At 54.2% G+C, this 22,950-nt stretch carries 26 protein-coding genes, 1 other RNA gene and 1 other annotated feature; of the genes, 12 read left to right on the top strand and 15 right to left on the bottom strand.

The genetic code is table 11. The annotated features are described in order from the left end of the window. Positions 1 to 4 precede the first annotated feature (4 nt). From hemH to LBW88_RS21155, 3 genes are all read right to left on the bottom strand, one after another. Entirely contained in the window at positions 5 to 964 is a 960-nt protein-coding gene (gene hemH, locus LBW88_RS21145; RefSeq protein ID WP_224934108.1) for a ferrochelatase, read from the bottom strand. Positions 965 to 1,202: 238 nt separating this feature from the next. Further along, positions 1,203 to 1,847 carry an adenylate kinase gene (gene adk / locus LBW88_RS21150; protein WP_224934109.1) on the bottom strand — a complete coding sequence of 215 codons (645 nt, stop codon included), beginning with the start codon at positions 1,845 to 1,847 and terminating at the stop codon, positions 1,203 to 1,205. A gap of 151 nt (positions 1,848 to 1,998) precedes the next feature. Beyond that, a complete protein-coding gene (locus LBW88_RS21155) occupies positions 1,999 to 2,829 on the bottom strand; it encodes a DUF6024 family protein (RefSeq protein WP_224934110.1) in 831 nt (276 codons plus the stop codon). 192 nt (positions 2,830 to 3,021) lie between these two features. Here LBW88_RS21155 and LBW88_RS21160 point away from each other — a divergent pair, with 192 nt between their 5' ends. Beyond that, positions 3,022 to 3,891, top strand: coding sequence for a LysR substrate-binding domain-containing protein (locus tag LBW88_RS21160; protein ID WP_224934111.1), 870 nt, complete (start codon positions 3,022 to 3,024; stop codon positions 3,889 to 3,891). A 47-nt stretch (positions 3,892 to 3,938) separates the two neighbouring features. On the opposite strand, the gene htpG is transcribed toward LBW88_RS21160, so the two are convergent. The 6 genes from htpG to LBW88_RS21190 form a co-directional block, all read right to left on the bottom strand. Then, the gene (htpG, locus tag LBW88_RS21165; protein ID WP_224934251.1) at positions 3,939 to 5,813 is read right to left on the bottom strand and encodes a molecular chaperone HtpG; all 1,875 of its coding nucleotides are present in this window, start codon (positions 5,811 to 5,813) and stop codon (positions 3,939 to 3,941) included. Positions 5,814 to 6,037: 224 nt separating this feature from the next. Continuing rightward, on the bottom strand, positions 6,038 to 6,643 hold the full coding sequence (recR, locus tag LBW88_RS21170) for a recombination mediator RecR (protein WP_084935478.1): 606 nt from the start codon (positions 6,641 to 6,643) through the stop codon (positions 6,038 to 6,040). Continuing rightward, positions 6,643 to 6,972 carry a YbaB/EbfC family nucleoid-associated protein gene (locus LBW88_RS21175; protein WP_031377860.1) on the bottom strand — a complete coding sequence of 110 codons (330 nt, stop codon included), beginning with the start codon at positions 6,970 to 6,972 and terminating at the stop codon, positions 6,643 to 6,645. The genes recR and LBW88_RS21175 overlap by 1 nt, the downstream gene beginning before the upstream one ends. Before the next feature lie 52 nt (positions 6,973 to 7,024). Continuing rightward, the gene (gene dnaX, locus LBW88_RS21180; RefSeq protein ID WP_224934112.1) at positions 7,025 to 9,145 is read right to left on the bottom strand and encodes a DNA polymerase III subunit gamma/tau; all 2,121 of its coding nucleotides are present in this window, start codon (positions 9,143 to 9,145) and stop codon (positions 7,025 to 7,027) included. After that, positions 7,622 to 7,683: a sequence feature (DnaX frameshifting element), on the bottom strand. (Overlaps the previous gene by 62 nt.) Before the next feature lie 284 nt (positions 9,146 to 9,429). Continuing rightward, on the bottom strand, positions 9,430 to 9,981 hold the full coding sequence (gene apt / locus LBW88_RS21185) for an adenine phosphoribosyltransferase (RefSeq protein WP_224934113.1): 552 nt from the start codon (positions 9,979 to 9,981) through the stop codon (positions 9,430 to 9,432). Positions 9,982 to 10,133: 152 nt separating this feature from the next. Continuing rightward, positions 10,134 to 10,514 (bottom strand): DUF454 family protein, encoded by a 381-nt coding sequence (locus tag LBW88_RS21190; RefSeq protein ID WP_224934114.1) that lies wholly within the window; start codon positions 10,512 to 10,514, stop codon positions 10,134 to 10,136. A gap of 57 nt (positions 10,515 to 10,571) precedes the next feature. On the opposite strand from LBW88_RS21190, the gene priC reads away from it, so the two are divergent. The 3 genes from priC to rsmS all read left to right on the top strand — a co-directional run bounded on the left by priC (position 10,572) and on the right by rsmS (position 11,605). Beyond that, positions 10,572 to 11,084 (top strand): primosomal replication protein PriC, encoded by a 513-nt coding sequence (gene priC / locus LBW88_RS21195; protein ID WP_224934115.1) that lies wholly within the window; start codon positions 10,572 to 10,574, stop codon positions 11,082 to 11,084. 108 nt (positions 11,085 to 11,192) lie between these two features. Further along, on the top strand, positions 11,193 to 11,438 hold the full coding sequence (locus LBW88_RS21200; RefSeq protein ID WP_224934116.1) for a GlsB/YeaQ/YmgE family stress response membrane protein: 246 nt from the start codon (positions 11,193 to 11,195) through the stop codon (positions 11,436 to 11,438). 11 nt (positions 11,439 to 11,449) lie between these two features. Further along, positions 11,450 to 11,605 carry a pleiotropic regulatory protein RsmS gene (gene rsmS, locus LBW88_RS21205; protein ID WP_224934117.1) on the top strand — a complete coding sequence of 52 codons (156 nt, stop codon included), beginning with the start codon at positions 11,450 to 11,452 and terminating at the stop codon, positions 11,603 to 11,605. Here the strand turns inward: rsmS and acrR are convergent. Further along, the gene (acrR, locus tag LBW88_RS21210) at positions 11,602 to 12,240 is read right to left on the bottom strand and encodes a multidrug efflux transporter transcriptional repressor AcrR (protein WP_224934118.1); all 639 of its coding nucleotides are present in this window, start codon (positions 12,238 to 12,240) and stop codon (positions 11,602 to 11,604) included. The two genes, rsmS and acrR, sit on opposite strands and share 4 nt — an antisense overlap. Positions 12,241 to 12,382: 142 nt before the next feature. Between acrR and LBW88_RS21215 the strand changes: the two genes are divergently transcribed. From LBW88_RS21215 to ykgO, 4 genes are all read left to right on the top strand, one after another. After that, positions 12,383 to 13,573 carry an efflux RND transporter periplasmic adaptor subunit gene (locus LBW88_RS21215; protein ID WP_224934119.1) on the top strand — a complete coding sequence of 397 codons (1,191 nt, stop codon included), beginning with the start codon at positions 12,383 to 12,385 and terminating at the stop codon, positions 13,571 to 13,573. Between the two features lie 17 nt (positions 13,574 to 13,590). Further along, the gene (locus LBW88_RS21220) at positions 13,591 to 16,740 is read left to right on the top strand and encodes an efflux RND transporter permease subunit (protein WP_224934120.1); all 3,150 of its coding nucleotides are present in this window, start codon (positions 13,591 to 13,593) and stop codon (positions 16,738 to 16,740) included. Positions 16,741 to 16,899: 159 nt separating this feature from the next. Continuing rightward, on the top strand, positions 16,900 to 17,157 hold the full coding sequence (locus LBW88_RS21225; RefSeq protein WP_038648520.1) for a type B 50S ribosomal protein L31: 258 nt from the start codon (positions 16,900 to 16,902) through the stop codon (positions 17,155 to 17,157). A gap of 14 nt (positions 17,158 to 17,171) precedes the next feature. Next, positions 17,172 to 17,312, top strand: a complete 141-nt coding sequence (gene ykgO / locus LBW88_RS21230) for a type B 50S ribosomal protein L36 (RefSeq protein ID WP_008103894.1) — start codon at positions 17,172 to 17,174, stop codon at positions 17,310 to 17,312. 44 nt (positions 17,313 to 17,356) lie between these two features. Here ykgO and LBW88_RS21235 read toward each other — a convergent pair whose 3' ends face one another. The 3 genes from LBW88_RS21235 to LBW88_RS21245 are packed head-to-tail and all read right to left on the bottom strand — an operon-like array spanning position 17,357 to position 19,749. Continuing rightward, positions 17,357 to 18,235: a metal ABC transporter substrate-binding protein gene (locus tag LBW88_RS21235; RefSeq protein WP_224934121.1), complete on the bottom strand. Its 879-nt coding sequence runs from the start codon at positions 18,233 to 18,235 to the stop codon at positions 17,357 to 17,359. A gap of 21 nt (positions 18,236 to 18,256) precedes the next feature. Next, positions 18,257 to 19,096, bottom strand: a complete 840-nt coding sequence (locus LBW88_RS21240; RefSeq protein ID WP_224934122.1) for a metal ABC transporter permease — start codon at positions 19,094 to 19,096, stop codon at positions 18,257 to 18,259. Beyond that, positions 19,093 to 19,749 carry a metal ABC transporter ATP-binding protein gene (locus tag LBW88_RS21245; protein ID WP_224934123.1) on the bottom strand — a complete coding sequence of 219 codons (657 nt, stop codon included), beginning with the start codon at positions 19,747 to 19,749 and terminating at the stop codon, positions 19,093 to 19,095. Before LBW88_RS21245 ends, LBW88_RS21240 begins: the two co-directional genes overlap by 4 nt. 341 nt (positions 19,750 to 20,090) lie before the next feature. On the opposite strand from LBW88_RS21245, the gene LBW88_RS21250 reads away from it, so the two are divergent. The 3 genes from LBW88_RS21250 to LBW88_RS21260 all read left to right on the top strand — a co-directional run bounded on the left by LBW88_RS21250 (position 20,091) and on the right by LBW88_RS21260 (position 21,211). Beyond that, positions 20,091 to 20,444 carry a hypothetical protein gene (locus LBW88_RS21250; RefSeq protein ID WP_224934124.1) on the top strand — a complete coding sequence of 118 codons (354 nt, stop codon included), beginning with the start codon at positions 20,091 to 20,093 and terminating at the stop codon, positions 20,442 to 20,444. Between the two features lie 146 nt (positions 20,445 to 20,590). Then, on the top strand, positions 20,591 to 20,968 hold the full coding sequence (tomB, locus tag LBW88_RS21255; protein WP_224934125.1) for an Hha toxicity modulator TomB: 378 nt from the start codon (positions 20,591 to 20,593) through the stop codon (positions 20,966 to 20,968). 24 nt (positions 20,969 to 20,992) lie between these two features. Further along, positions 20,993 to 21,211, top strand: coding sequence for an HHA domain-containing protein (locus tag LBW88_RS21260; protein ID WP_034828137.1), 219 nt, complete (start codon positions 20,993 to 20,995; stop codon positions 21,209 to 21,211). Positions 21,212 to 21,339: 128 nt separating this feature from the next. On the opposite strand, the gene ffs is transcribed toward LBW88_RS21260, so the two are convergent. Continuing rightward, positions 21,340 to 21,436, bottom strand: an RNA gene (ffs, locus tag LBW88_RS21265) — signal recognition particle sRNA small type. A 176-nt stretch (positions 21,437 to 21,612) separates the two neighbouring features. Between ffs and LBW88_RS21270 the strand changes: the two genes are divergently transcribed. Continuing rightward, positions 21,613 to 21,924, top strand: coding sequence for an MGMT family protein (locus tag LBW88_RS21270; RefSeq protein WP_160867924.1), 312 nt, complete (start codon positions 21,613 to 21,615; stop codon positions 21,922 to 21,924). Positions 21,925 to 22,230: 306 nt separating this feature from the next. Here the strand turns inward: LBW88_RS21270 and LBW88_RS21275 are convergent, their stop codons facing one another. Further along, positions 22,231 to 22,788: a YbaY family lipoprotein gene (locus LBW88_RS21275; protein ID WP_224934126.1), complete on the bottom strand. Its 558-nt coding sequence runs from the start codon at positions 22,786 to 22,788 to the stop codon at positions 22,231 to 22,233. Positions 22,789 to 22,950: the final 162 nt, after the last annotated feature.

The raw sequence follows: 22,950 nt of genomic DNA on the forward strand, positions 1-22,950 counted from the left end.
CACTTTATCGGCGTGCGTTGACCAGCTGAACCATCATCTCGATGTGCTCGTCATCGGCGTTGAGCGCGGGGATATATTCGAACTTCTCGCCACCGGCGTGCAGGAAGAACTCACAGTTCTGCTCGCTGATCTCTTCCAGTGTTTCCAGACAGTCTGCGGAGAAGCCTGGACTCATCACCTGCACATGCTTAATGCCTTTGGCCGGTAAACCCTGCATGGTTTCGTCGGTGTACGGCGTCAACCACGGCTCACGCCCAAAGCGTGACTGGAAGGTCATCATGATTTTGTGCGGTGCAATGTTCAACGCGGCAGCCAGCGCCTCGGTGGTGTCTTTGCAACGCTGCGGATAATCATCGCCTTCATTGGCAAAGCGCTGCGGGATGCCGTGATACGAGAGTACCAGCAGATCCGGTTCGCCATGCTGCGCAAACGAACGTTCGACGGAGGCTTTCAGTGCCGCGATATAGGCCGGATGCTCGGCATAATCGCGTATAAAAGCGACTTCCGGCAGGGAGCGCAGCGGTTTAAAGCTGGCGGATAATCCATCCCACACGGCGGCGACCGTCGAGCACGAGAACTGCGGATAGAGCGGTAATACAATCAGTTTGGTCACGCCCTGAGCCAGCAAACGCTGAACCGCACCCTCAAGGCTCGGTTGGCCGTAACTCATGCCCAGTTCAACCGGCATATCCACGCGCTGCGCCAGCGCTTCACGCTGCTGCTTGCTGAACACCATCAGCGGTGAACCTTCTTTCATCCACACAGAGGCGTACAGCTTCGATACGCGCGGCGAACGGAACGGCAATATGGCGAAATTGAGAATCGGCCACCACAACCAACGCGGTGTATCCACCACGCGCGGATCGCCAAGGAACTGTTTCAAATAGCGCTTAACGGCAGGTGTTGTAGGCGCATCAGGTGTGCCTAAATTGACCAGCAAAACCCCAGGCTTTTCTTGCCTCATTGGTATTTCCTTGATGTCAAAACGAATGGATCAAAATCAGGGGGAAATTGTAGCGGAAAACGCGGGAGGGGAAAGCAATTGCTGCAAAAGGGCCGGACAACCGGCCCTTTCTGGCACAACCCTGAATAATTCAAATGGCAGGAAGGCGGCAAACGAATGAATCCCGATGAGCTTACTCAAGTAAGTGATTCGGGTGAATGAGAGCAGCCAACGCACCTGCAAATTGAAGTATGACGGGTTAGCCGAGGATTTCGGCCAGCTGCGTGCTCACTTCAGCGACCTTACGGGTGCCGTCGATCTTGTGATACTGGGTGTTACCGGCTTCCGCTTCTTTGCTGTAATAAGCAATCAGCGGTGCAGTCAGCTGATGGTATTCCACCAGACGCTTACGCACGGTTTCTTCCTGATCATCTTTACGCGTGGTCAGCTCTTCGCCGGTCACGTCATCTTTACCTTCCACTTTTGGTGGATTGTAGCTGACGTGATACACGCGGCCAGACGGTGCATGCACGCGACGGCCAACAATACGATCCACAATCAGTTCGTCCGGCACGGCAAACTCCAGCACGAAGTCCACATTGATGCCCGCGTCTTTCATGGCGTCAGCTTGTGGGATGGTGCGTGGGAAGCCATCGAGCAGGAAACCGTTTTTGCAGTCTTCCTGCGTGATACGCTCTTTAACCAGCGCAATCACCAGTTCGTCTGTGACCAGTTTACCGGCATCCATGATGGCTTTCGCCTGTTGGCCCAGTTCGGTGCCTGCTTTAACTGCCGCACGCAACATGTCACCGGTGGAGATTTGCGGAATACCGTATTTCTCCATGATGAATTGAGCCTGAGTGCCTTTACCTGCGCCCGGTGCCCCGAGCAGAATAATACGCATTGCGTAATTCCCCTTGCGAATCGCATTGATCTATCTGAGAAGGCCAAGAACATACCATTATGACCCGCGCACCACAAGGAAACGGGCGCGCTTCCGGTGAAAGCTTTACTTTGACTTGCTTTAGCGCAAAACACCAGCAGAGTGCCCGTTTTTAAGAATCACGGCTAACACTTAACACCTCTTTCAGACGTCTTTTCAGTATCGGTGTGACGTTTTGATTTTTGTTCACACCGCCGCGCACGTTGGCATGCAGGCGTAAGCGGTGGTGAGCGGGAAGCAGGTGCATATCCTGCGGCACGTCGTGCAAGGCAAAACTGACTGGCAGCGGGAACAGGGCAAACGGTAAGCCGTGCTGCTGAATCGATTGCAGCTGAACCGGGGCATCAAGCGTAATATTATCCACGCTAGCGATATTAAACGGCCGCCAGCCGCTGTTTTCCATCATTTCCAGCGTCTGGTCCAGCGACGTGCCAAAGGCCAGCCCCTGCTCAAACAACCGCAATTCGCTGCGCACCAGCGTACTGAAATCGCAGGTTCTCAAAGCTATCAACACCAGGTCACCGCTCAACGCAGCATGACGATCGAGCCGTGCCACAAACAATCGCGCATCGCTGATTAATCGTTTATGCAGCAAGGTGGCAAAGGATTCCGAGGCATCGGTCACGCCCTGGCTTTGACACTCTGCCAGCGATCGTACCCGGCCCTGCTGCATGTCGACGTGCTCAACCAGCGCAATGTTGCCGGCCATCATGGGCACCGCCGGTAAGACACTCAGTTCACTGACCGGATATTGCGAAGCGTAACGCGTTTGGTTGCGCGCCTGCTCCTGACGTAAAAACAGTTGTGAGAGCAGCACCCGCGCAATATGCAAAGAGGGTGCAAAGAATAGGTCGTAGTTTTCCAGCCGATAGTGACGGGATAGCAAGCCGCGAAGTTGATCGCGCGCCGCCGCCGCCCTGGCAGTAGCATGTTGGTGATCCATCGCGTGAGATTTCTCTAATTATAGGAATGCTGTGTGTGTCGCAGATTGAAGGGGGAACATTAGCCGCGTTAAACACAGACAACGCCATCCGTCAACCCGCCATAATCTGGGGGAAAGGTTAGGCCAATGCGGCTGGACATTAAAATGATATAAACTGACAATCCCTGTTAGGTTTTTACACAGGGGATGAGTATGACCGCGCTTCCGTCGTTACGTGCACTGCACTATTTTCATCAGGCAGCACTGCACAGCAGTTTTAGCGTGGCGGCCGAGCGTCTTCATGTCACTCACAGCGCCATTAGCCATCAGATTCGACAGCTCGAAAGCTGGATGGGAAAGCCATTATTCGTTCGCACCAATGGACGCGTCAAATTAACCTCACACGGCGAGCGTTTGCTGGTGAGCTGTCAGAAGGCGTTTAGCGAACTCTCCACCACCTGCGAAAGCATCCGCACCGGCATGCGTCATCACCTTAGCGTCTCCTGTGCGCCGAGTTTTCTCTCACAATGGCTGATTCCACGTATTAGCAGCTTTTATCAACGCTATCCCGATATTGAAGTGCAGTTTCAACCGCTGGTGGAGATCGACCAGCTGCGCAGTGAACATACCGATGTGCTGATTCTCAGCTATGAGCAGTCACCGGATGAGGACATTGATGCCACGCTGATCAGCGATGACTATATTGGTCCGCTGTGCGCTCCGCAGTACGCCGCACGTTTTCAAAACGAGCAGGATTTGGCTTCTTTGCCGCTCTTACATGCGGATACGCGGCTGCACGCCTGGGCGGAATGGGGCAAAACCAGCGGCGTGCGCGGCAATTTCTGGGTTGGCAAACATTTCGACAATCTTACGCTGGGCATTCAGGCAGCGAGAAATGGGCTGGGCGTGATTATGGCACCGCGACTGCTGGTGCGTCAGGAGTTGAATGACGGGACGCTGATTGCGCCGTTGGGATTTGTGCGTGTGGATCGCGCCACCTGGATGATGACCAAACTCTCCCGGCAGCATGATGCCGAAGTCACCCTGTTTCGCGACTGGCTGCGCGATCAGGCGCCACACTAAAAAGAAAGGTCGTCATAAATGACGACCTTGTCTATTACCGCTCAGGCTTACGCCGTCAGCAGCTGGTTCATACGGCGAATAAACTGGTTCGGATCGTCCAGCGTACCGCGCTCAGCCAGCAGCGCCTGATCCAGCAGCAGCTCAACCCATTCAGCAAAATGCGCTTCATCGTGAGTATCCGCCACGCGTTTCACCAGCGTATGCTCCGGGTTGATTTCGAAGATGTACTTCACATCCGGAACTTCCTGACCGGCAGCAGCAAACAGCTTCGCCATCTGCGTGGTCATTTCGTTAGCGTCGGTGGTAACAATCGCCGGAGTATCGGTCAGACGATGCGTCAGACGCACCTCTTTCACACGCTCGCCCAGCAGCGTTTTCACGCGCTCAACAAACGGCTCCAGCGCTTTTTCCGCTTCCTTCTGCTCTTCGGTCTCTTCATCGGCCAGTTTGCTCAGCGAATCGTCCGCTTTGCTCACTGACTGGAAGGTCTTGCCATCGAACTCGGTCAGGTAGCTCATCATCCACTCGTCGATACGATCGGACAGCAGCAGCACCTCAATGCCTTTTTTGCGGAACAGTTCCAGATGCGGACTGCTCTTCGCGGCGGCATAGCTATCAGCAGTGATGTAGTAAATCTTATCCTGCCCTTCCACCATGCGGCTCAGGTAATCATCCAGCGAAATGGTCTGCTCAGCGCCTTCACTCTGCGTGGTGGCAAAGCGCAGCAGTTTGGCAATCGCCTGCTGATTGGTGTTGTCTTCCGCCGGGCCTTCTTTCAGCACTAGACCAAACTCTTTCCAGAACTGCTGATATTTCTCAGCGTCGTCTTTGGCCAGTTTTTCCAGCATCTGCAGGCTACGTTTTGTCAGCGCGGCGCGCAGGCTCTGGGTAACGCGGCTGTCCTGCAGGATTTCACGAGACACGTTCAGTGGTAGATCGTTGGAATCGATCAGGCCACGTACAAAGCGCAGGTAGTTCGGCATGAACTGCTCGGCATCGTCCATGATGAACACGCGCTGCACATACAGCTTCAGGCCGTGTTTGCTGTCGCGGTTGAACATGTCGAACGGTGCACGCTGCGGGATATACAGCAGGCTGGTGTACTCCTGCTTGCCTTCCACACGGTTGTGACTCCAGATCGCCGGATCGCTGTAATCGTGGGCGATATGTTTGTAAAACTCGTTGTACTCTTCGTCGCTGATCTCAGACTTGTTGCGCGTCCACAGCGCCTGGGCTTTGTTGATCTTTTCCCAGGTGGTGGTGTCGTTCTCTTCGTCTTTGGTTTCAATCTCAACCGGCAGCGCGATGTGATCGGAGTATTTGCTGATCACATTACGCACGCGCCAATCGTCGAGGAAATCATCTTCGCCTGCGCGGAAGTGCAGCGTGATTTCGGTACCACGATCGGCTTTCTCGATTTCAGCCAGAGTGTATTCACCCTCGCCCGCGGATTCCCAGAACACCGCTTCATCGGCTTTCGCACCCGCAGCACGGGTACGCACGGTGACTTTATCGGCGACGATAAATGCGGAGTAGAAGCCCACGCCGAACTGACCGATCAGCTGGCTGTCTTTGGCCTGATCAGAGCCCATGGATTCAAGGAAGGATTTGGTGCCAGATTTCGCGATGGTGCCGAGGTTCTCAATCACCTCATCACGGCGCATACCGATACCGTTGTCGCTCAGGGTCAGCGTACGATTGTCCTTATCGACCGAGATACGCACGCGCAGGTCGCCGTCGCCTTCATACAGATCTGGCGTGGACAGTGCGCGGAAGCGCAGTTTGTCGGCGGCATCGGAGGCGTTGGAGATCAGCTCACGCAGGAAAATCTCTTTGTTTGAATAGAGCGAGTGAATCATCAGGTGCAGAAGTTGTTTTACCTCTGACTGGAAGCCACGCGTCTCTTGTCCTTTCATGGTCATTGCTACCTCAACTAAATCAGGGTTGATCATATCCCCTTCATACTTCAAGCCGCAGATGCGTTGGCTGCTCTCGTTCACCCGAATCTCTGACTTAAGTCAGCTCATCGGGATTCTCTCGTTTGCCGCCTTCCTGCAACTTGAATTATTTTGGGTAAAAGTTGAGAGAGAAATGGGGATGATGATGGGAATTTCAAGCCGATGTCAGTGAAGACATCGGCAAGTGATTAGAATTTAATCTTATGGCGTCCGGCGAGCGAGTGCGACAGCGTGGTGCCATCGACCATTTCCAGCTCACCACCGACTGGCACACCGTGCGCGATGCGGCTGGCATCCACGCCATATTGCCCGCACAAATCGGCGATATAGTTGGCGGTGGCTTCACCTTCCACCGTGGGATTGGTGGCGAGGATCACTTCGGTCAGGGTTTCGCGCTCGAGGCGCTGCTCTAACCGATCCAGACCAATATCCTGTGGACCAATGCCATCCAGCGGTGACAAATGGCCCATCAGCACAAAGTAGCGACCGCCAAACTGGCCGGTTTGCTCTATAGCGTGAATATCGGCAGGACTTTCCACCACGCAAATCTGGCCGTTTTGTTGACGGCGCGGATTGGCGCAGATGGTGCAAATTTCCTGCTCGGTGAAAGTACGGCAATCGGCACAGTGGCCGATTTCCGACATCGCGCGGGTCAATGCCTGCGCCAGACGCATGCCACCGCTACGATCGCGCTGTAACAGCTGAAAAGCCATGCGCTGCGCCGATTTCGGGCCTACACCCGGCAGGCAGCGCAATGACTCCATCAAAGATTCAAGCAGTGGACTGGTTTGCATCAGAACGGCATCTTGAAGCCAGGTGGCAGCTGCATACCAGAAGACACAGAGGCCATTTTCTCTTTCTGCGTTTCATCAATGCGACGTGCCGCATCGTTGAAGGCTGCAGCAATCAGATCTTCCAGCATGTCTTTGTCATCTTCCAGCAAGCTTGGATCGACTTCAACACGACGGCAGTTGTGTGCGCCATTGATGGTCACTTTGACCAGGCCAGCGCCTGATTCACCGGTCACTTCCAGCGCGGCGATCTCTTCCTGAACTTTGGCCATTTTGTCTTGCATCTGCTGGGCCTGTTTCATCAGGTTACCCAATCCGCCTTTACCAAACATAGTCTTCTCTCTCTGCTGGGGCTGCGCGCAACCACGTTGCGACAGCGGGTGTTCAAACGGGTCGAATACTCTCTTCATCCAGATCGGCATCGAAGAATCGTTGCAGCGTCTGAATGTGAGTATCGCTTGTGATCGACTGGCGCGCCTGCACCAGCTTCTCTTCATAAATGGCCTGACGCCATTCCAGTGGCGTCAATACCGCAGGATTATCGTCTTCAACGATGGTCAGTTCAACCGTTTGTCCGGCTGCCTGACTGAGTGCTTCGGTCAGCGCCTGTTTTGCCGACGCTGAATTCAGGTGACGCTGACTGCTGCGCAAATGCAGCGTGACGGTGTTCTCGCCCACTTCTTTCCACGCATTCAGCGCGACCTGCTGCACCAATTTTGGCAACGTCAGCGCGGCAATTTCGGCGGCCCACGCATCGCGTTGCTGGGCCTCTTCTGCCAGACGAAGCGCCAGCTCAGGCGTTTTCTCATGCTCCAGAGCGGAACGCAAGGCTTTTGGCGTTGCCACCGGCTCCGCTTTCACTTCCACCGTTTGCTGTGCTTTCCAGCGATAGGCTTCTGGCTTGGCGGGCGTTTTTACCGCCGGTTCAGACGCACGCTGCTGCACGCGTTCAGTGACACTGGCAAGCCGTTCCAGCGCCGGATTCGCCGGCCGCGCGGGACGCGCTGCCGGCTCACTCTTTTTTGCTTTGCCGGCTCCCTGACGCAGCAACTGCGTTCGCGCCTGTAACAGCTGGCTGGTGGAGTCGGACATATGCTCTGGCGCCGGTTGCATATCGGCGTAATCATCGGCCATCGGCGGTGCTTCCTGCATCGGCGGCGCCATCTGTGGCTGCGCGGCAGCGGCAGGGCGAGGTGCCGGAGAGGTTGCTGTAGACGCAGCGGCGTGAGCTGAAGCCGCTGGCGTTGTTGACGCGGCGGTGTTGGCTGAAGCCGCAGGCGTTGTTGACGCGGCAGTGTTGGCTGAAGCCGCTGGCGTTGCCGGCTTAGCAGACTGAGCGGAAGACGTTGCCGCGGCAGGTGCTTGCGGTGCCGTCTGCGGAATCAGGCTGGGTCGCGCAACCGGTTCGGCAATGCTCGCCTGCGGATGAAACGCCAGCGCGCGCAGCAGCGTCATCTCGACGCCCAGGCGACGATCCGGTGCCAGCGGCAGGTCTTTACGTCCCATCAGCAAGGTCTGGTAATAGAGTTGCACGTCGGCGGGCGGCAATACGCGCGCTAAATCGCGCAGGCGCTGTGCCTGATTCACATCGTCTTCGCCCAGCGAAGCCGGCAGCAGTTGCACCATCGCCACGCGATGCAGCAAACGCAGCATCTCCACCAGCAGGGCTTCCCACTCAACACCGCGCGATGCCGCCTGATTGAGCAGCGCCATCACCTGTTCGCCCTGGCCATCCACCAGCGCTTCAATCAGCGCCAGCGGCTGCTCGTCATCCAGCGTACCCAGCATCTGCGCCACGGTTTCACGCGTGACGCTGCCCTGCCCCATGGCAATCGCCTGATCGGTCAGGCTCAGTGCATCACGCATACTGCCGTCAGCGGCACGCGCCAGAAGATGCAGCGCGCGCGGCTCGGCAGCAATCTGCTCCTGCTGCAGTATATGTACCAATTGCTGCTGAATTTGTTCGACGTCGAGCGCTTTAAGATGGAACTGCAGGCAACGCGACAGAATGGTGACCGGCAGTTTTTGCGGATCGGTGGTCGCCAGCAGGAATTTGACGTGCGACGGCGGCTCTTCCAGCGTTTTCAACAGCGCATTAAAGCTGTGACGCGAGAGCATGTGCACTTCATCGATCAGGTAAACCTTGAAGCGACCGCGCGCTGGGGCGTACTGCACGTTATCCAGCAGATCGCGCGTGTCTTCAACTTTGGTACGTGACGCGGCATCGATCTCGATCAGATCGACAAAGCGCCCCTGCTCGATTTCACGGCAGTTATCACACTGACCACATGGCGTGGAGGTGATGCCGGTTTCGCAGTTAAGACCTTTCGCCAGCAAACGGGCGATAGAGGTTTTCCCTACGCCGCGAGTACCGGAAAAGAGATAAGCATGATGGATTCGTCCCAGTGACAACCCGTTGGCCAGCGCAGTCAGCACATGTTCCTGACCGACTACGTCAGCGAAAGCCTGGGGACGCCATTTTCGCGCAAGTACCTGATAGCTCATGTGGATTCAATCACTGGAATTTATTGAGTTGGCACAGCGGTGCGGCTATGTGAACCGGGTTCCGCCACAAGACAAAGAGGAAAAATGCAGCTTCGCAACCCCTGTTTATATGGGCAGTAGTCTAACAGCCACAACAGGATATGCCTATACCCGCGCTGCAGGCGCTGAATTTCGTCGCGCACCTGCTGGAGCGGTACGATTTATTCGGCATTGATATAAAGGTACGGCTGCAGGGATGGGCAATGAAATGCGCCGCGATGGCTAATGCCAGCGGCGCACAGGCCTTAATGGCCGGGGAAATTCACGAGGCTGTAGCAGTCGATGCCCATCGCGTTGAGGCGCGCTTCACCGCTCAGATCAAACAGGTTGATCACGAACGCAGCATCTTTGACTTCACCACCGGCACGGCGGATCAGTTTCACTGTGGCTTCCAGCGTACCGCCGGTGGCCAGCAGATCGTCCACTACCAGCACCACATCACCTGGCTTGATGGCATCTTTGTGCAGCTCCAGCGCATCAGAACCGTACTCCAGCTCATAGCTCTCGCTGTAAGTTTCACGCGGCAGCTTGCCTGGCTTACGCACCGGAACAAAACCCACGCCCAGACCCAGTGCTACCGGCGCACCAAACAGGAAGCCACGCGCTTCGGTGCCCACCACTTTGGTGATGCCTTTGTCACGATAGCGTTCAACCAGAATGGCAATCGACGCGGCATAGGCCTGCGGATCTTCCATTAAACTGGTGACGTCACGGAACAGGATGCCCGGCTTAGGGTAGTCAGGGATGCTTTTGATGCTGTTTTTGATGAGTTCAAGCTGCTGAGCAGTTGCGGTCATAAGTGTTACGCCTGGAAAAATATCTAATACGCGCAGCTTCTGACAGCGCCAATACCCGGAAACCGGGTTAACGAAGACAGTTAAATGGGGAAGCCACGCACGAAGATGCCCAAATCTATGCAAATACCCGGCTAAATGCAACCCTGCCGCGCTTAATCGCCACTGTCAGCATTTTCTGCCACCACCGGAATACGCCACATAAACAGCAGCAGCACGCACAACATCACACCCAGCATAATGCGCACCCACAACATGTTGACCATGTAGATTGAGACGGCAAAGGTGATGACAATCAGCAACATGGCGCGCCCTTTGGCACCGGGCGGCATGGCACGATGCTGTTGCCAGTGGCGAATATAGCGGCCAAACGGCGAGCGCCACAGCAGCCAATGGTGAAAACGCGGTGACGAGCGGGCAAAACACCAGGCGGCCAGCAACACGAATGGCGTGGTAGGTAATAAAGGTAATACAATGCCCAGCGTACCCAGCACAATCGCCAGCCAGCCAAGGCACAGAAGAAAAATTCGTTGCATGCCTGATGCCTGATAAAATCGGAACTGCGCTACGTTAACACAGTCGGAATCAGAGTGATGCCCCAACCGCCCGCACAACAACGTGTGCAGCTAATTATCGATCAATTGCGCCAGCAGATTGCGCAGCAAAAAGACGGCACCTGCCGTCAGCCGCGCTTCGATTCGCAACTTTTTCGCTGTAAAGGCACGCGGCTGGCCGATTATCTGCACGAGCTGGAGCAAAATATGGCGCAACTGAGCGCCGCTGAAACCGATGTGGTGCGAAGACAATGGCTGGCAGAAAAAGTACTGGATCAGATTGCTGCGCTGCAACGCGAGTGCCAGAGTCAGCAACTGCGCACTCTACGTGAACGGCCGCGCATTGATCCGCGCCAGTCGAAGCGCGAAGAGTATCAAGGCTATGAAACCCGCCTGATGGCGATGCTTGAACAGCGTCAGCAGCATCTGGCTCGCGCCGAAACGCTCAGCGTGCAGCAGCAATTGATCCGTGAAGTGGAAATCCTGCAGGAGCGCCTGGCACGTTGCCGCGCCGCAATGCAGAAACTGGAATTGTCAGCCCCGGCACGGTAATCACCCCCAACTCTCCTCTACCCGTCATACTTCAAATTGCAGGTGCGTTGGCTGCGCCTTGAATTATTTAGGGTATATACTTCCCCCTACGAATTAAGGAGGAAAATCATGACTCTTATCTTTTGGATAGCGATCGGCGTGGTGGCTGGCTGCATCAAACGCATGATTTTTCCCGGTCGACCGGGCGGGTTTGTGCCCACGCTGGTGCTGGCGGTGATTGGTGCCCTAATTGGGGGTTACATCGCCACCTATTTTACCACCGGCGATTTAGCCACCTTGCATCCGGCGGGTTTTGGTGTGGCACTGCTGGGATCGGTATTGATGCTGCTGGTGGCGGCAAAATTACGTATTTAAAAGGAGAAGTTATGTCACTGGAAACTGCATCTGACGAGATCAAACTGGCGGTGGATTTAATTCAACTGCTGGAAGAGAACCAGGTGCCCACCGCGACGGTATTGGCCGCGCTGGCGATAGTGCAACATGACTATCAGCAAAAACAGGCGGCTGAAAGCGCGAATTAACGCGCGCCAGACATCGTCGGACTGAGCCGCAGCATATCTATAAAGGCATCTACCAGCTGCGGCGCATCGGCTGCCAGATCAAACGCCTGCGGGTTAAACAGCCAGTTTTCCATCATGCCGTTGATGTAACCGCACATCAGACGCGCCGACTGCAAGGTGTTCAACCCCGCTGGCAACTGGCCCACGTCGATACATTCACGTAGCACCAATTCAATTCGGTCGTAACACTCAAGCAGTAAACTTTGACGCATATCCTGTAATGTCGACATTTCGCCAACAAATTCACATTTATGGAAGATAATCTCCATTAATGCGCGTCTTTGTGGATCCTTTGCTGTGGCGTCAAGGATATAGATCAACATCGAACGAATAACAGAAAGTGGATCGCCCGGGTATTTTGTCTGATACTCAAGTTCCACATCGTCAAGCCCAGCGTCACACCGAAGCCAGATTTCATGCAGAACATCGGCTTTATTTTTGAAATGCCAGTAGATAGCACCGCGCGTGACGCCGGCCGCTGTTGCGATATCTGCCAGGGAAGTGGCAGCCACACCATGTTCAGAGAAGTGTGCTAAAGCGGCATCCAGAATTTGGTTCCGCGTTTCAAGTGCTTGCGCTTTGGTTTTTCGTGCCATAGAGGACTTTTTTTACAAACTGGCAAGTTTACATACATTTGTGAATGTATGTACCATAGCACGACCCGTGTTTTAACGCAGCAATGGGTTTATCGGTTTGTGATCCATTGATCATTTGATATCGGACACTAGAGGTTTATTTATGAATAAAAACAGAGGATTAGCGCCTCTGGCGGCCGTCCTGATGCTTTCAGGCAGCTTTGTGTTAACAGGATGTGATGATAATAAATCCCAGCAAGCCGCCCAGCAGCAGCCCCCAGAAGTGGGTGTTGTGACGTTAAAAAACGAGCCTTTGAAAATTACCACCGAATTGCCAGGTCGTACTTCGGCATTCCGCGTGGCAGAAGTGCGCCCTCAGGTGTCAGGCATTATTCTGAAGCGTAATTTTGAGGAAGGAACGGATATCAAAGCAGGCGTTTCCCTGTATCAGATCGATCCGGCAACTTACCAGGCGGCTTATGACAGCGCCAAAGGCGATTTAGCACAGGCGCAAGCCAATGCACACGTCGCGCAGTTAACCATCAAACGTTATAAGCCACTGCTGGGTACTAAGTACATCAGTCAGCAGGACTATGACACCGCTGCGGCTACCGCTGCGCAGACGGCTGCTGCCGTTCAGGCAGCGCAAGCCAACGTGGAAACCGCACGCATCAATCTGGCGTATACCAAAGTGACCTCGCCGATCAGCGGTCGCATTGGTAAATCGTCTGTGACTGAAGGTGCTTTGGTCTCCAGCGGTCAGACTACCGCTTTGGCCACCGTGCAACAGCTCGACCCTATGTACGTTGATGTGACCCAATCCAGCGATGATTTCCTGCGTTTGCGCGCAGAGCTGGAATCCGGTCAGCTGAAACAGAATGACGGTAAAGCCAACGTCACGCTCTTGATGCAAAACGGTAACGCATACAGCCAGCCAGGCACATTGGAATTCTCTGATGTGACCGTGGATGAAACCACCGGCTCCATCACCCTGCGTGCCATCTTCCCAAATCCAGAGCATCGTCTGTTACCAGGCATGTTCGTGCGTGCACGACTGGATGAAGGCACCAACCCATCCGCATTGCTGGTTCCGCAACAGGGTGTCACTCGCACCCCAACCGGTCAGGCTACCGCGATGGTCGTCGGCGCAGATAACAAAGTTGAAGTTCGTAACATCACCGCTAATCAGGCATTTGGTGACAAATGGCTGGTAACGGACGGCCTGAAAGAGGGCGATCGCGTGATCACCGTCGGTCTTCAGCGTGCCAAGCCAGGTGCGCAGGTGACACCACAAGAAGTCAAAGATGATGCCAAAGCAGCGCCAGAAACTCAGTCTGCTAAATCATCGTCGTAAACAGGAGCCACTGATACATGGCTAAGTTCTTTATCGATCGCCCCATTTTTGCCTGGGTGCTCGCCATCATCATTATGCTGGCGGGTACTTTAGCGATTATCAGCTTGCCGATTGAGCAATATCCCAATGTTGCTCCGCCGGCCGTTGAAATTCAGGCTTCTTACCCGGGTGCTGATGCGAAAACGCTGCAAGATTCGGTAACCCAGGTTATCGAACAAAACATGAACGGTATCGATGGGCTGATGTATATGTCCTCGAGCAGTGACTCGTCCGGTACATTGACGCTGACCCTGACCTTCCAGTCCGGTACTAACGCAGATATTGCGCAGGTACAGGTACAGAACAAGCTGCAGCTGGCCATGCCACTGCTGCCGCAGGAAGTACAGCAACAAGGTATTCAGGTTAAAAAATCCTCCAGCAGCTTCCTGATGGTGGCGGGTTTTGTCAGTGATGACGGCAGCATGACGCAGAATGACATCTCTGACTATGTTGCTTCTAACATCAAAGACCCGATCAGCCGTACGCCTGGCGTCGGTGATACCCAGGTGTTTGGTGCGCAGTACGCGATGCGCATCTGGCTTGACCCACACAAACTGAACAACTACCAGCTGACGCCGGTCGATGTCATCAGTGCGTTGGGCACCCAGAACACCCAGGTCGCCGCCGGTCAGTTAGGCGGAACACCGCCAGTACCTGGCCAGCAGTTGAACGCCTCGATTATTGCGCAGACCCGTCTGACCAATACCGAAGAGTTCGGCAATATCATGCTGAAGGTGAACCAGGATGGCTCACAGGTGCGCTTGCGTGATGTGGCGAAGATTGAACTCGGTGGTGAAAACTACGAGATCATCGCCCGCTACAACGGTAAACCGGCCTCCGGTATCGGTGTGAAACTGGCAACCGGTGCGAATGCGCTGGATACCGCCAAAGCGGTGAAAGATGAGCTGGCAAAACTGCAGCCGTTCTTCCCGTCAGGCATGAAAACCGTTTATCCGTACGACACCACGCCGTTCGTGAAGATCTCGATCTTCGAAGTGGTGAAAACGCTGTTTGAAGCGATCGTACTGGTGTTCCTGGTGATGTACCTGTTCCTGCAGAACTTCCGCGCTACGCTGATTCCAACCATCGCGGTGCCGGTCGTCCTGCTGGGTACCTTTGCGATTATCAGTGCGTTTGGTTACTCGATAAACACGCTAACCATGTTCGGGATGGTGCTCGCCATCGGCTTGCTGGTGGATGATGCCATCGTGGTGGTGGAGAACGTTGAGCGTGTGATGGCCGAAGAGGGCTTACCGCCCAAAGAGGCCACCAAGCGTTCGATGGAGCAGATCCAGGGCGCACTGGTGGGTATCGCACTGGTGTTGTCAGCGGTATTTATCCCGATGGCCTTCTTCGGCGGGTCGACCGGTGTTATCTACCGTCAGTTCTCGATCACTATTGTTTCTGCGATGGCGCTGTCGGTGCTGGTAGCGTTGATTTTGACGCCGGCACTGTGTGCCACCATGCTGAAGCCGATCAAGAAAGGCGACCACGGCAAAACCACCGGCTTCTTTGGCTGGTTTAACCGCCTGTTCGACAAGAGCACCAACCACTATGTGGATAGCGTGGGCCACATCGTGCGTAGCACCGGTCGTTATCTGGTGATCTATCTGGTGATTGTGGTCGGCATGGCGTATCTGTTCCTGAAACTCCCAACCTCCTTCCTGCCGGAAGAAGATCAGGGTCTGTTACTGGCGCAGGCGCAGCTGCCGGCCGGTGCGACGCAGGAACGTACGCAAAAAGTGCTGGATCAGGTGACGGATTACTTCCTGAACAAAGAGAAAGACAGCGTTAACTCGGTGTTTACCGTTAACGGCTTTGGCTTTGCAGGACGTGGTCAGAACACCGGTATTGCCTTCGTGAGCCTGAAACCGTGGGATGAGCGTGGCGATGCCAGCCTGAAAGTGCCCGCGATTGCCGGACGCGCCATGCAGGCGTTGGGTCAGATCAAAGATGCGATGGTCTTCCCGTTCAACCTGCCAGCAATTATCGAACTGGGTAACGCCACCGGCTTCGACTTTATGCTGACTGACCAGGGCAACCTGGGGCACGAGAAGTTGACCGCCGCGCGTAACCAGCTGTTTGGCATGATTGCTCAACACCCCGATACCTTAGTGGGTGTGCGTCCGAACGGTATGGAAGATACGCCTCAGTACAAACTGATCATCGATCAGGAAAAAGCGCAGGCACTAGGGGTGTCGCTGTCTGACATCAACACCACGCTGGGCGCTGGCTGGGGTGGCTCTTACGTCAATGACTTCATCGACCGCGGTCGTGTGAAGAAAGTGTACGTGATGGGCCAGGCAGACTCGCGTATGTTGCCAGATGACATCAGCAAATGGTTCGTGCGTAACAGCTCCGGCACCATGGTTCCGTTCTCCGCCTTCTCTTCGGCGAAGTGGCAGTACGGTTCACCGCGTCTGGAACGTTACAACGGCTTACCATCGATGGAAATCCTCGGACAGGCTGCGCCGGGTAAAAGCTCCGGTGATGCCATGAACCTGATGGAAGAGCTGGCGGGCAAACTGCCGTCGGGTATCGGCTACGACTGGACGGGCATGTCCTACCAGGAACGTCTGTCCGGTAACCAGGCCCCTGCCCTGTATGCCATCTCGCTGATTGTGGTGTTCCTGTGTCTGGCCGCACTGTATGAGAGCTGGTCGATTCCGTTCTCAGTCATGCTAGTGGTGCCGCTGGGTGTGGTCGGTGCATTGATCTTCACCACCCTGCGCGGACTCAGTAACGACGTCTACTTCGTGGTGGGCCTGCTGACAACCATTGGCTTGTCGGCGAAGAACGCCATCCTGATCGTTGAATTCGCCAAGGATTTGATGGAGAAGGAAGGGAAAGGTTTAGTGGAATCAACACTGGAAGCAGCACGTATGCGTCTGCGTCCAATTCTGATGACCTCACTGGCCTTTATCCTCGGTGTTCTGCCGCTGGCTATCAGTACCGGTGCCGGTTCCGGCGCACAGAACGCCGTAGGTACTGGCGTAATGGGCGGCATGGTAACCGCAACTGCGTTGGCCATCTTCTTCGTGCCCGTGTTCTTTGTGGTGGTCCGTCGCCGCTTTGGTAAGAACAAAGCGGAGATTGAGCAAGGCCATCCGGTCGAGCACAAACACTAAGTTGTCCCCTGTTGAAAAGGCCGCGCAAGCGGCCTTTTTTATGGCTGTCATTCCACTTTTCCCCCGCCCGGCAAATGCCCTTACTTCAATCACGGTTGCAATCAATTCTCAGCAGGTTCATACTATTGTTATATTATAACATTACATGAGAGTGCAGCTATGAAAGCCAATATCCATCCGCAATACCGTCCCGTGGTGTTCCATGACACCTCAGTCGATGAGTACTTCAAAATCGGTTCCACCATTAAAACCGAACGCACCATTGAGTTCGAAGGTGAAGTGCTGCCGTACGTGACGCTGGATGTCTCTTCTAAATCCCACGTCCACTACACCGGCAAGCAGAAAGATCTCACCAAAGAAGGCAGCGCCGCACGCTTCAACAAGCGTTTCGGCAGCTTCCTGACGCGCGGCAATTAATCAGGAGTTAACGCATGCAGGTTTTGAGTTCATTACGGTCAGCGAAGACCCGTCACAAAGATTGCAAAGTAGTACGTCGTAAAGGTCGCATTTACGTGATCTGCAAAACGAATCCGCGCTTTAAGGCGGTTCAGGGAAGAAAGAAAAAAAGGTAGGAAAGTGTCGTGATGATTGGCCGGGATGCTCCCCGGCCTTTTTTTTACTTCATGCTTTGCAGCATGATCTCTACGTTGTGCCTGAAGGCAGCAACATAGGTTGCAGCAGGGCCATTAGCCTCGGACAGCGCTTCAGGATAGAGTTCACCACCCGGCTTAGCACCGGTTTCGCTGGCAATCTGCTTCACCAGACGCGGATCGGTCTGATTCTCCATAAAGTAAGTGTTGATGTGCTCCGCTTTCAGCTGCTTAATAATCGACGCCACATCGCTGGCGCTGGCTTCTGCTTCAGTAGAGAAACCCACCGGTGCGAGGAAGCTCACGCCATAGCGTTGGCCGAAGTAACCAAAGGCATCATGGCTGGTCAGCACTTTACGTTTATTTTTCGCGACCGAGGCAAATTCGCTTTTCGCCCAGCTATCCAGTTTCTGCAGCTGCTGGATATAGCTTTCACCGCTTTTACGAATATCTGCCGCATCTTCAGGATCGGCTTTGATCAGCGCATTCATAACGTTGGTCGCGTAGATCACCCCATTTTGCATGCTGTTCCATGCATGCGGATCCGTAATGGTTTTCCCGTCATCCACCATTTTACGGGTGTTAATGCCGTTGGATGCCACCACGATCGTCCCTTTATAGCCCGATGCGCTGATTAAACGATCCATCCAGCCTTCAAGACCTAAACCACTGACAAACACCACGTTAGCCTTAGCCAGAGATTCACTGTCTTGTGGGGTCGGCTCGAAGGTGTGTGGATCGCCGTTAGGTTGAACCAGCGATTTCACGTTAACGTGATCGCCGCCTACCTGCTTAACGATATCCGCCAGCACGGTAAAACTCGCCACCACATCCACGGTTTTTGCCAGGGTCAGCGGGCTAATCAACATGGCGCCAATCGCCAGACTCAGCGGTAACTTCTTCATTCGTATCCCCTAATTGTATAGTTATCGACGGCGCAACAGACCGCCACATGGTCCTGTTAAAACAGAAAGCAAAAACAGTACGGCCGCACTCAGCACCACCGCCGGTCCGGCAGGCAGTGAGAAGTGCCAGGAAAGGATCAAACCGACCAGGGCGGCGATCATCGCCAGCACCATCGCAATGCCGAGCATGCAAGCCAGATGGCGGCTCCAGAAACGGGCGCTGGTGGCGGGCAGCATCATCAGCCCCACCGACATCAGTGTGCCGAGCACCTGAAAACCGGCCACCAGATTGAGCACCACCAGCATCAGGAAGATGCCGTGCACCATCGGCGCGCTCCATTTGCCTTGCGCACGCAGGAAATCCGGATCAAACGCATCGATCACCAGCGGACGAAAAATCACTGCCAGCATCAGTAAAGTGAACGCCGCGATGCCGCCTACCAGCATGAGGGCCGCGTTATCGACCGCCAGCAGTGAACCGAACAGCACATGCAGCAGATCGACACTCGATCCACGCAGTGACACCAGCGTGACGCCCAGCGCCAGCGAGCCGAGATAGAAACCAGAGAAACTGGCATCTTCTTTTAAGGGGGTATATCGACTGACCGCACCGGAAAGCAGCGCAACGGCTAAACCCGCAATCAGTCCGCCGATGCCCATCGCCACCAACGATAAGCCAGATACCAGATAGCCGATCGCCGCGCCCGGTAATACCGCATGCGATAACGCATCGCCCACCAGACTCATACGGCGCAGTGACAGGAACACGCCCAGCGGCGTGGCGCTCAGGGCCAACGCCACACAAGCCACTAACGCGCGGCGCATAAAACCAAATTCGATAAAGGGTTGAATCAATGTCACGAGGCCACCCTGCGCAGCAGTGGAGTTTGAGCGGAGTCAGCATCGTCGAGTGACAACACATCTTTGAAGTAACGCGCGACCAACGGGCGATCGTGTAACACCACTAATAAGGTGGTGCCCGCCTGCTGCTGCTGTTCGAGGATTGACATCAGCAGCGTGACGGTTTGCGTATCAATGCCATTAAAGGGTTCATCCAGCAGCCAGACTTTACTTTGCTGCAGCATCAGACGCGCAAACAGCACACGCTGCAACTGGCCGCCGGAAAGCATAGAAGGTTGCGCATCGGCGAAATCACGCATTTGCACCGCATCCAGCGCAGCATCGATCTCCTGTCGCATGGCTCGGTTAATGCCACCAAACCAGCCGCAGCGAGGCCAGCATCCCATAGCAACCAGCTCATAAACGGTAAGAGGAAAACGGGTTTCTAACTCACTACGCTGCGGTAACCAGCCAAGCGCCTTGCGTGAAATCTTTAATTCACAAGTCCCTGCAATCGGCGGCAACAGGCCGGCGATGGTTTTTAGCAGTGTGGATTTACCGGTGCCGTTCGCGCCGATCAGCGCCGTCATGCTGCCTGCTGCCAGTTCTCCGGTGACTATCGGTGTCACCACTTGCCCCTGATAGCCGCCCTGCAAGCGATTGAAATGCATCATTTCTGCATCCCCCAATAGATAGCCAGCGCCAGGAACGCGATAAGCAGCAGCGCGACCATCAGGCGGCCGCTAAGTGAGAGGAGTAAACCACTGTGATTCATGGAGGGAAACCAAAACGTTATAACATAACATTAATACTACCCGATTTTTCCCGGGTGTTGCCCGTGAGAAAGTGTTTCAAAAGTTAACCACCCTGGGCATCCTCTGTGACTCACACTGGATCTGAATCGATTGAGCGATAAATCCCATCGCAACGATTACGTATTCTGCACAGAGTTAACTTGCAATATTTGGCCAGAACCCCAATGATAGATTCATCCTCCTTTTTTACCGGAAGCGAAATGCAGTCTATTATTCATTGTGATATTGCTGTGGATGAGGACGATTGCGAGAAGTTGCAGGCTATTATCCAGGGGAATATTCTCAAAATAGCCGAAGCCCTGGCAGGTGATTTACAGTGGTATTCTCAAAACGCGCAATTAGTTCCTGACAGCTTTAAGATTATTTCCATTCAACCGCACGACAACAATCGATTTAAAATGCTTTACGATTTTAAGTGGGATTTATTTAATCCTTGCCTGGATTTAAATGAAACATCAACCCAACGTGAAGAAGTTTTGTTCCAGATAGTACCGGGTGCACTGGTGTTTACCGTGATAGACAATACCCGCCCCTCGCCCGCCGACGAATTGTAATATTTGGTAATCGAGGTGAGCAAAGCTAATGAATGTGGATTATATTTAAGGAGTCGCTGAATTCTTTATATTCATGATCGCTTCCTGATAGCTTTTCCAAATCTCGCCGCGCTGCGGTCACTGTGCAAGCTCTGGAGGGGAAAAAGATGGACGAATACTCACCAAAACGGCATGATATTGCCCAGCTTAAATTCCTGTGTGAGAACCTGTTTGACGAAAGTATGGCGACGCTAACGGACAGCCATCACGGCTGGGTTAATGACCCTACTGCGGAAAGCAATTTACAGCTCAACGATTTGATTGAGCATATCGCTTCTTTCACGATGAATTACAAAATTAAGCACGTTGAAGATGAAGCGCTGATTACGCAAATCGATGAATATCTTGACGATACCTTTATGCTGTTTAGCAGTTATGGAATCAATACTCAGGATCTTCAACGGTGGCAACGTTCAGCAAAACGCTTATTTAATCTGTTTGCCGAAGAGTGCGCTTTTCTCCAACAACTCAGCCATTCCTTTTAGCATCAGAGTGAGACCGGTTTATTTATGAGCAATCAAGCCTTAACCAAAACAGACTATTTGATGCGACTGCGTCGTTGTCGCTCAATTGACACCCTTGAACGGGTGATTGAAAAGAACAAGTACGAATTATCTGACAACGAACTCGCGGTATTCTATTCTGCTGCCGATCATCGCCTTGCTGAACTGACGATGAATAAGCTTTACGACAAAGTACCGGTTTCTGTCTGGAAGTTCGTTCGCTAACTATTTTTACCCGCTATTCGTTACGTCATCTTTTCCCTTCAGGGAATGATTCACAGGCAAAGGAGTGCCAGCGTTTCGCTGTGTACTGATTTCTTGAGGATTTTTTCGGGGAGCAGAAATGGTGGAGGCCCTGCCAGCTACATCCCGGCACACGCGTCGCCTGCTGCGGCTGCTTCCTTCCGGACCTGACCGAGTTCACAAGTTAGCGTTGCGGGAGAACCAACAGGGCCCCCATTGACGAGCTCTCTTTCGAGAGCGCAGGCATTATCAAGTAAGCCCCTGGCAATTGCAAGCATAGGCCGGGTGACCGTTGTTTTCTTGAACAGCTATCCCGTAAAACCCTGATTCTCACCCTCCCTGCATGCTAAAGTCGGCGTTTACTCGCTGAATCAGGTGCGTGCATGAACGACACAAGCAATTTCTCCGAGCGCGTCTGGCAAATTATTGCCGCCATCCCCAAAGGCAAAGTCACCACCTACGGTGATATCGCCCTGCTTGCCGGTTCACCGCGTGCCGCAAGACAAGTCGGCGGCGTATTACGTCGCTTACCCGAAGGCAGCAAATTGCCGTGGTTCCGCGTCATCAATCGCCATGGCCGCATTTCACTGCAAGGCGACGATCTCTTCCGCCAGCGCGATGCGCTCGAAGCTGAGGGCATTGAAGTGAGTGACGCGGGTGAGATTGAATTAGAGAAGTATCGCTGGGAGTACTAAGCGCACCCATGCTGAGGTACGGGCAGGCAACACTGTGGAGTAAAGCCCCCCGTCAAAGAAGAGAGTGTCGAGCAAATTTGGACAATCCGCTAATTACATGGAATAGCCTCACCCCAACGCACCCAAGCTGAAGTGCGGGCAGGCAACACTGTGGAGTAAAGCGTCACACGCCAGGGATGGCGTGTGCCGAGCGATCAGGGACGAGACAGCGGCTTTACGCAACAGTGTTGCCTGCCCGCACACTCCCCCGCCCTGTTTTCCTACATGCTTCCCGGACAGTGCGCCAGGATCAGCACCTTGTGATTGTCACATATTCGTCGGCGCAGGCACCGAAGCAGAAGGCACTACTTGCGTTGGCGATGTTGATGGCACCGTAGTGGCCGCACCTGGCGTGGTCTGCATCGCCATATTGGTCACTGGCACCAGCAGCAGTTCGGCTTTGGTGCCGCCCTGATTGATCACCGGCTTCACGGTATCGGTAATGAACGCCAGCTTGCCGTCAATACTGATAGCCGCACTTAACAGAATACGCGCGTTAGGCTGAATGTCCGAAGGATTGAACGGCAGCACGAACTGGAACGGCGCCTGTTTCCCTTCGGTGCGCACTACATGCTGTGCCAGTACTTTCGATGGCGCATCAGCTAATGAAGCATCCGACAGCGTCACGGTCAGCACCGCATCCGGCGGCAAGGCAATACGTTGGCGAATATACACCGAACCACTTACGTTAGGCTGCGTGATGGCGGCCGTCTGTCCTGCAACAGCGGAACCCAGCGTAGGGGTAGCCACCGGCTTACTGTGATCGGCACAGCCAGCCAGCGCTGCCGCCAGCGTCACACCGCTAATAACATGCCAGAGTTTCATCGATGTCGTCTCCTTGTGAACACTATGATTGTCGGCGGACAAATTGTTGAGTAGCTTTTCAGCCGCCGATTGACCTTAATTCTGGCACAAAAATCCGCATTGCGCCTAAATGGTCCCCTAGCCCGCTGAAATCGCGGCAAAATCATTGACGGCAACTGGTCG

The sequence above is a fragment of the Pantoea sp. alder81 genome (genome assembly GCF_020179835.1).
Lineage (GTDB): Bacteria > Pseudomonadota > Gammaproteobacteria > Enterobacterales > Enterobacteriaceae > Pantoea.

Coding starts and splice junctions, on each gene's coding strand:
- LBW88_RS21245 (WP_224934123.1), bottom strand. CDS start 19,749: ATGATGCATTTCAATCGCTTGCAGGGCGGCTATCAGGGGCAAGTGGTG.
- LBW88_RS21220 (WP_224934120.1), top strand. CDS start 13,591: ATGGCTAAGTTCTTTATCGATCGCCCCATTTTTGCCTGGGTGCTCGCC.
- rsmS (WP_224934117.1), top strand. CDS start 11,450: ATGTCACTGGAAACTGCATCTGACGAGATCAAACTGGCGGTGGATTTA.
- LBW88_RS21155 (WP_224934110.1), bottom strand. CDS start 2,829: ATGGATCACCAACATGCTACTGCCAGGGCGGCGGCGGCGCGCGATCAA.
- apt (WP_224934113.1), bottom strand. CDS start 9,981: ATGACCGCAACTGCTCAGCAGCTTGAACTCATCAAAAACAGCATCAAA.
- LBW88_RS21175 (WP_031377860.1), bottom strand. CDS start 6,972: ATGTTTGGTAAAGGCGGATTGGGTAACCTGATGAAACAGGCCCAGCAG.
- htpG (WP_224934251.1), bottom strand. CDS start 5,813: ATGACCATGAAAGGACAAGAGACGCGTGGCTTCCAGTCAGAGGTAAAA.
- adk (WP_224934109.1), bottom strand. CDS start 1,847: ATGCGTATTATTCTGCTCGGGGCACCGGGCGCAGGTAAAGGCACTCAG.
- priC (WP_224934115.1), top strand. CDS start 10,572: ATGCCCCAACCGCCCGCACAACAACGTGTGCAGCTAATTATCGATCAA.
- tomB (WP_224934125.1), top strand. CDS start 20,591: ATGGACGAATACTCACCAAAACGGCATGATATTGCCCAGCTTAAATTC.
- LBW88_RS21275 (WP_224934126.1), bottom strand. CDS start 22,788: ATGAAACTCTGGCATGTTATTAGCGGTGTGACGCTGGCGGCAGCGCTG.
- ykgO (WP_008103894.1), top strand. CDS start 17,172: ATGCAGGTTTTGAGTTCATTACGGTCAGCGAAGACCCGTCACAAAGAT.
- hemH (WP_224934108.1), bottom strand. CDS start 964: ATGAGGCAAGAAAAGCCTGGGGTTTTGCTGGTCAATTTAGGCACACCT.
- LBW88_RS21160 (WP_224934111.1), top strand. CDS start 3,022: ATGACCGCGCTTCCGTCGTTACGTGCACTGCACTATTTTCATCAGGCA.
- dnaX (WP_224934112.1), bottom strand. CDS start 9,145: ATGAGCTATCAGGTACTTGCGCGAAAATGGCGTCCCCAGGCTTTCGCT.
- LBW88_RS21250 (WP_224934124.1), top strand. CDS start 20,091: ATGCAGTCTATTATTCATTGTGATATTGCTGTGGATGAGGACGATTGC.
- LBW88_RS21225 (WP_038648520.1), top strand. CDS start 16,900: ATGAAAGCCAATATCCATCCGCAATACCGTCCCGTGGTGTTCCATGAC.
- recR (WP_084935478.1), bottom strand. CDS start 6,643: ATGCAAACCAGTCCACTGCTTGAATCTTTGATGGAGTCATTGCGCTGC.
- LBW88_RS21190 (WP_224934114.1), bottom strand. CDS start 10,514: ATGCAACGAATTTTTCTTCTGTGCCTTGGCTGGCTGGCGATTGTGCTG.
- LBW88_RS21200 (WP_224934116.1), top strand. CDS start 11,193: ATGACTCTTATCTTTTGGATAGCGATCGGCGTGGTGGCTGGCTGCATC.
- LBW88_RS21215 (WP_224934119.1), top strand. CDS start 12,383: ATGAATAAAAACAGAGGATTAGCGCCTCTGGCGGCCGTCCTGATGCTT.
- LBW88_RS21260 (WP_034828137.1), top strand. CDS start 20,993: ATGAGCAATCAAGCCTTAACCAAAACAGACTATTTGATGCGACTGCGT.
- acrR (WP_224934118.1), bottom strand. CDS start 12,240: ATGGCACGAAAAACCAAAGCGCAAGCACTTGAAACGCGGAACCAAATT.
- LBW88_RS21235 (WP_224934121.1), bottom strand. CDS start 18,235: ATGAAGAAGTTACCGCTGAGTCTGGCGATTGGCGCCATGTTGATTAGC.
- LBW88_RS21270 (WP_160867924.1), top strand. CDS start 21,613: ATGAACGACACAAGCAATTTCTCCGAGCGCGTCTGGCAAATTATTGCC.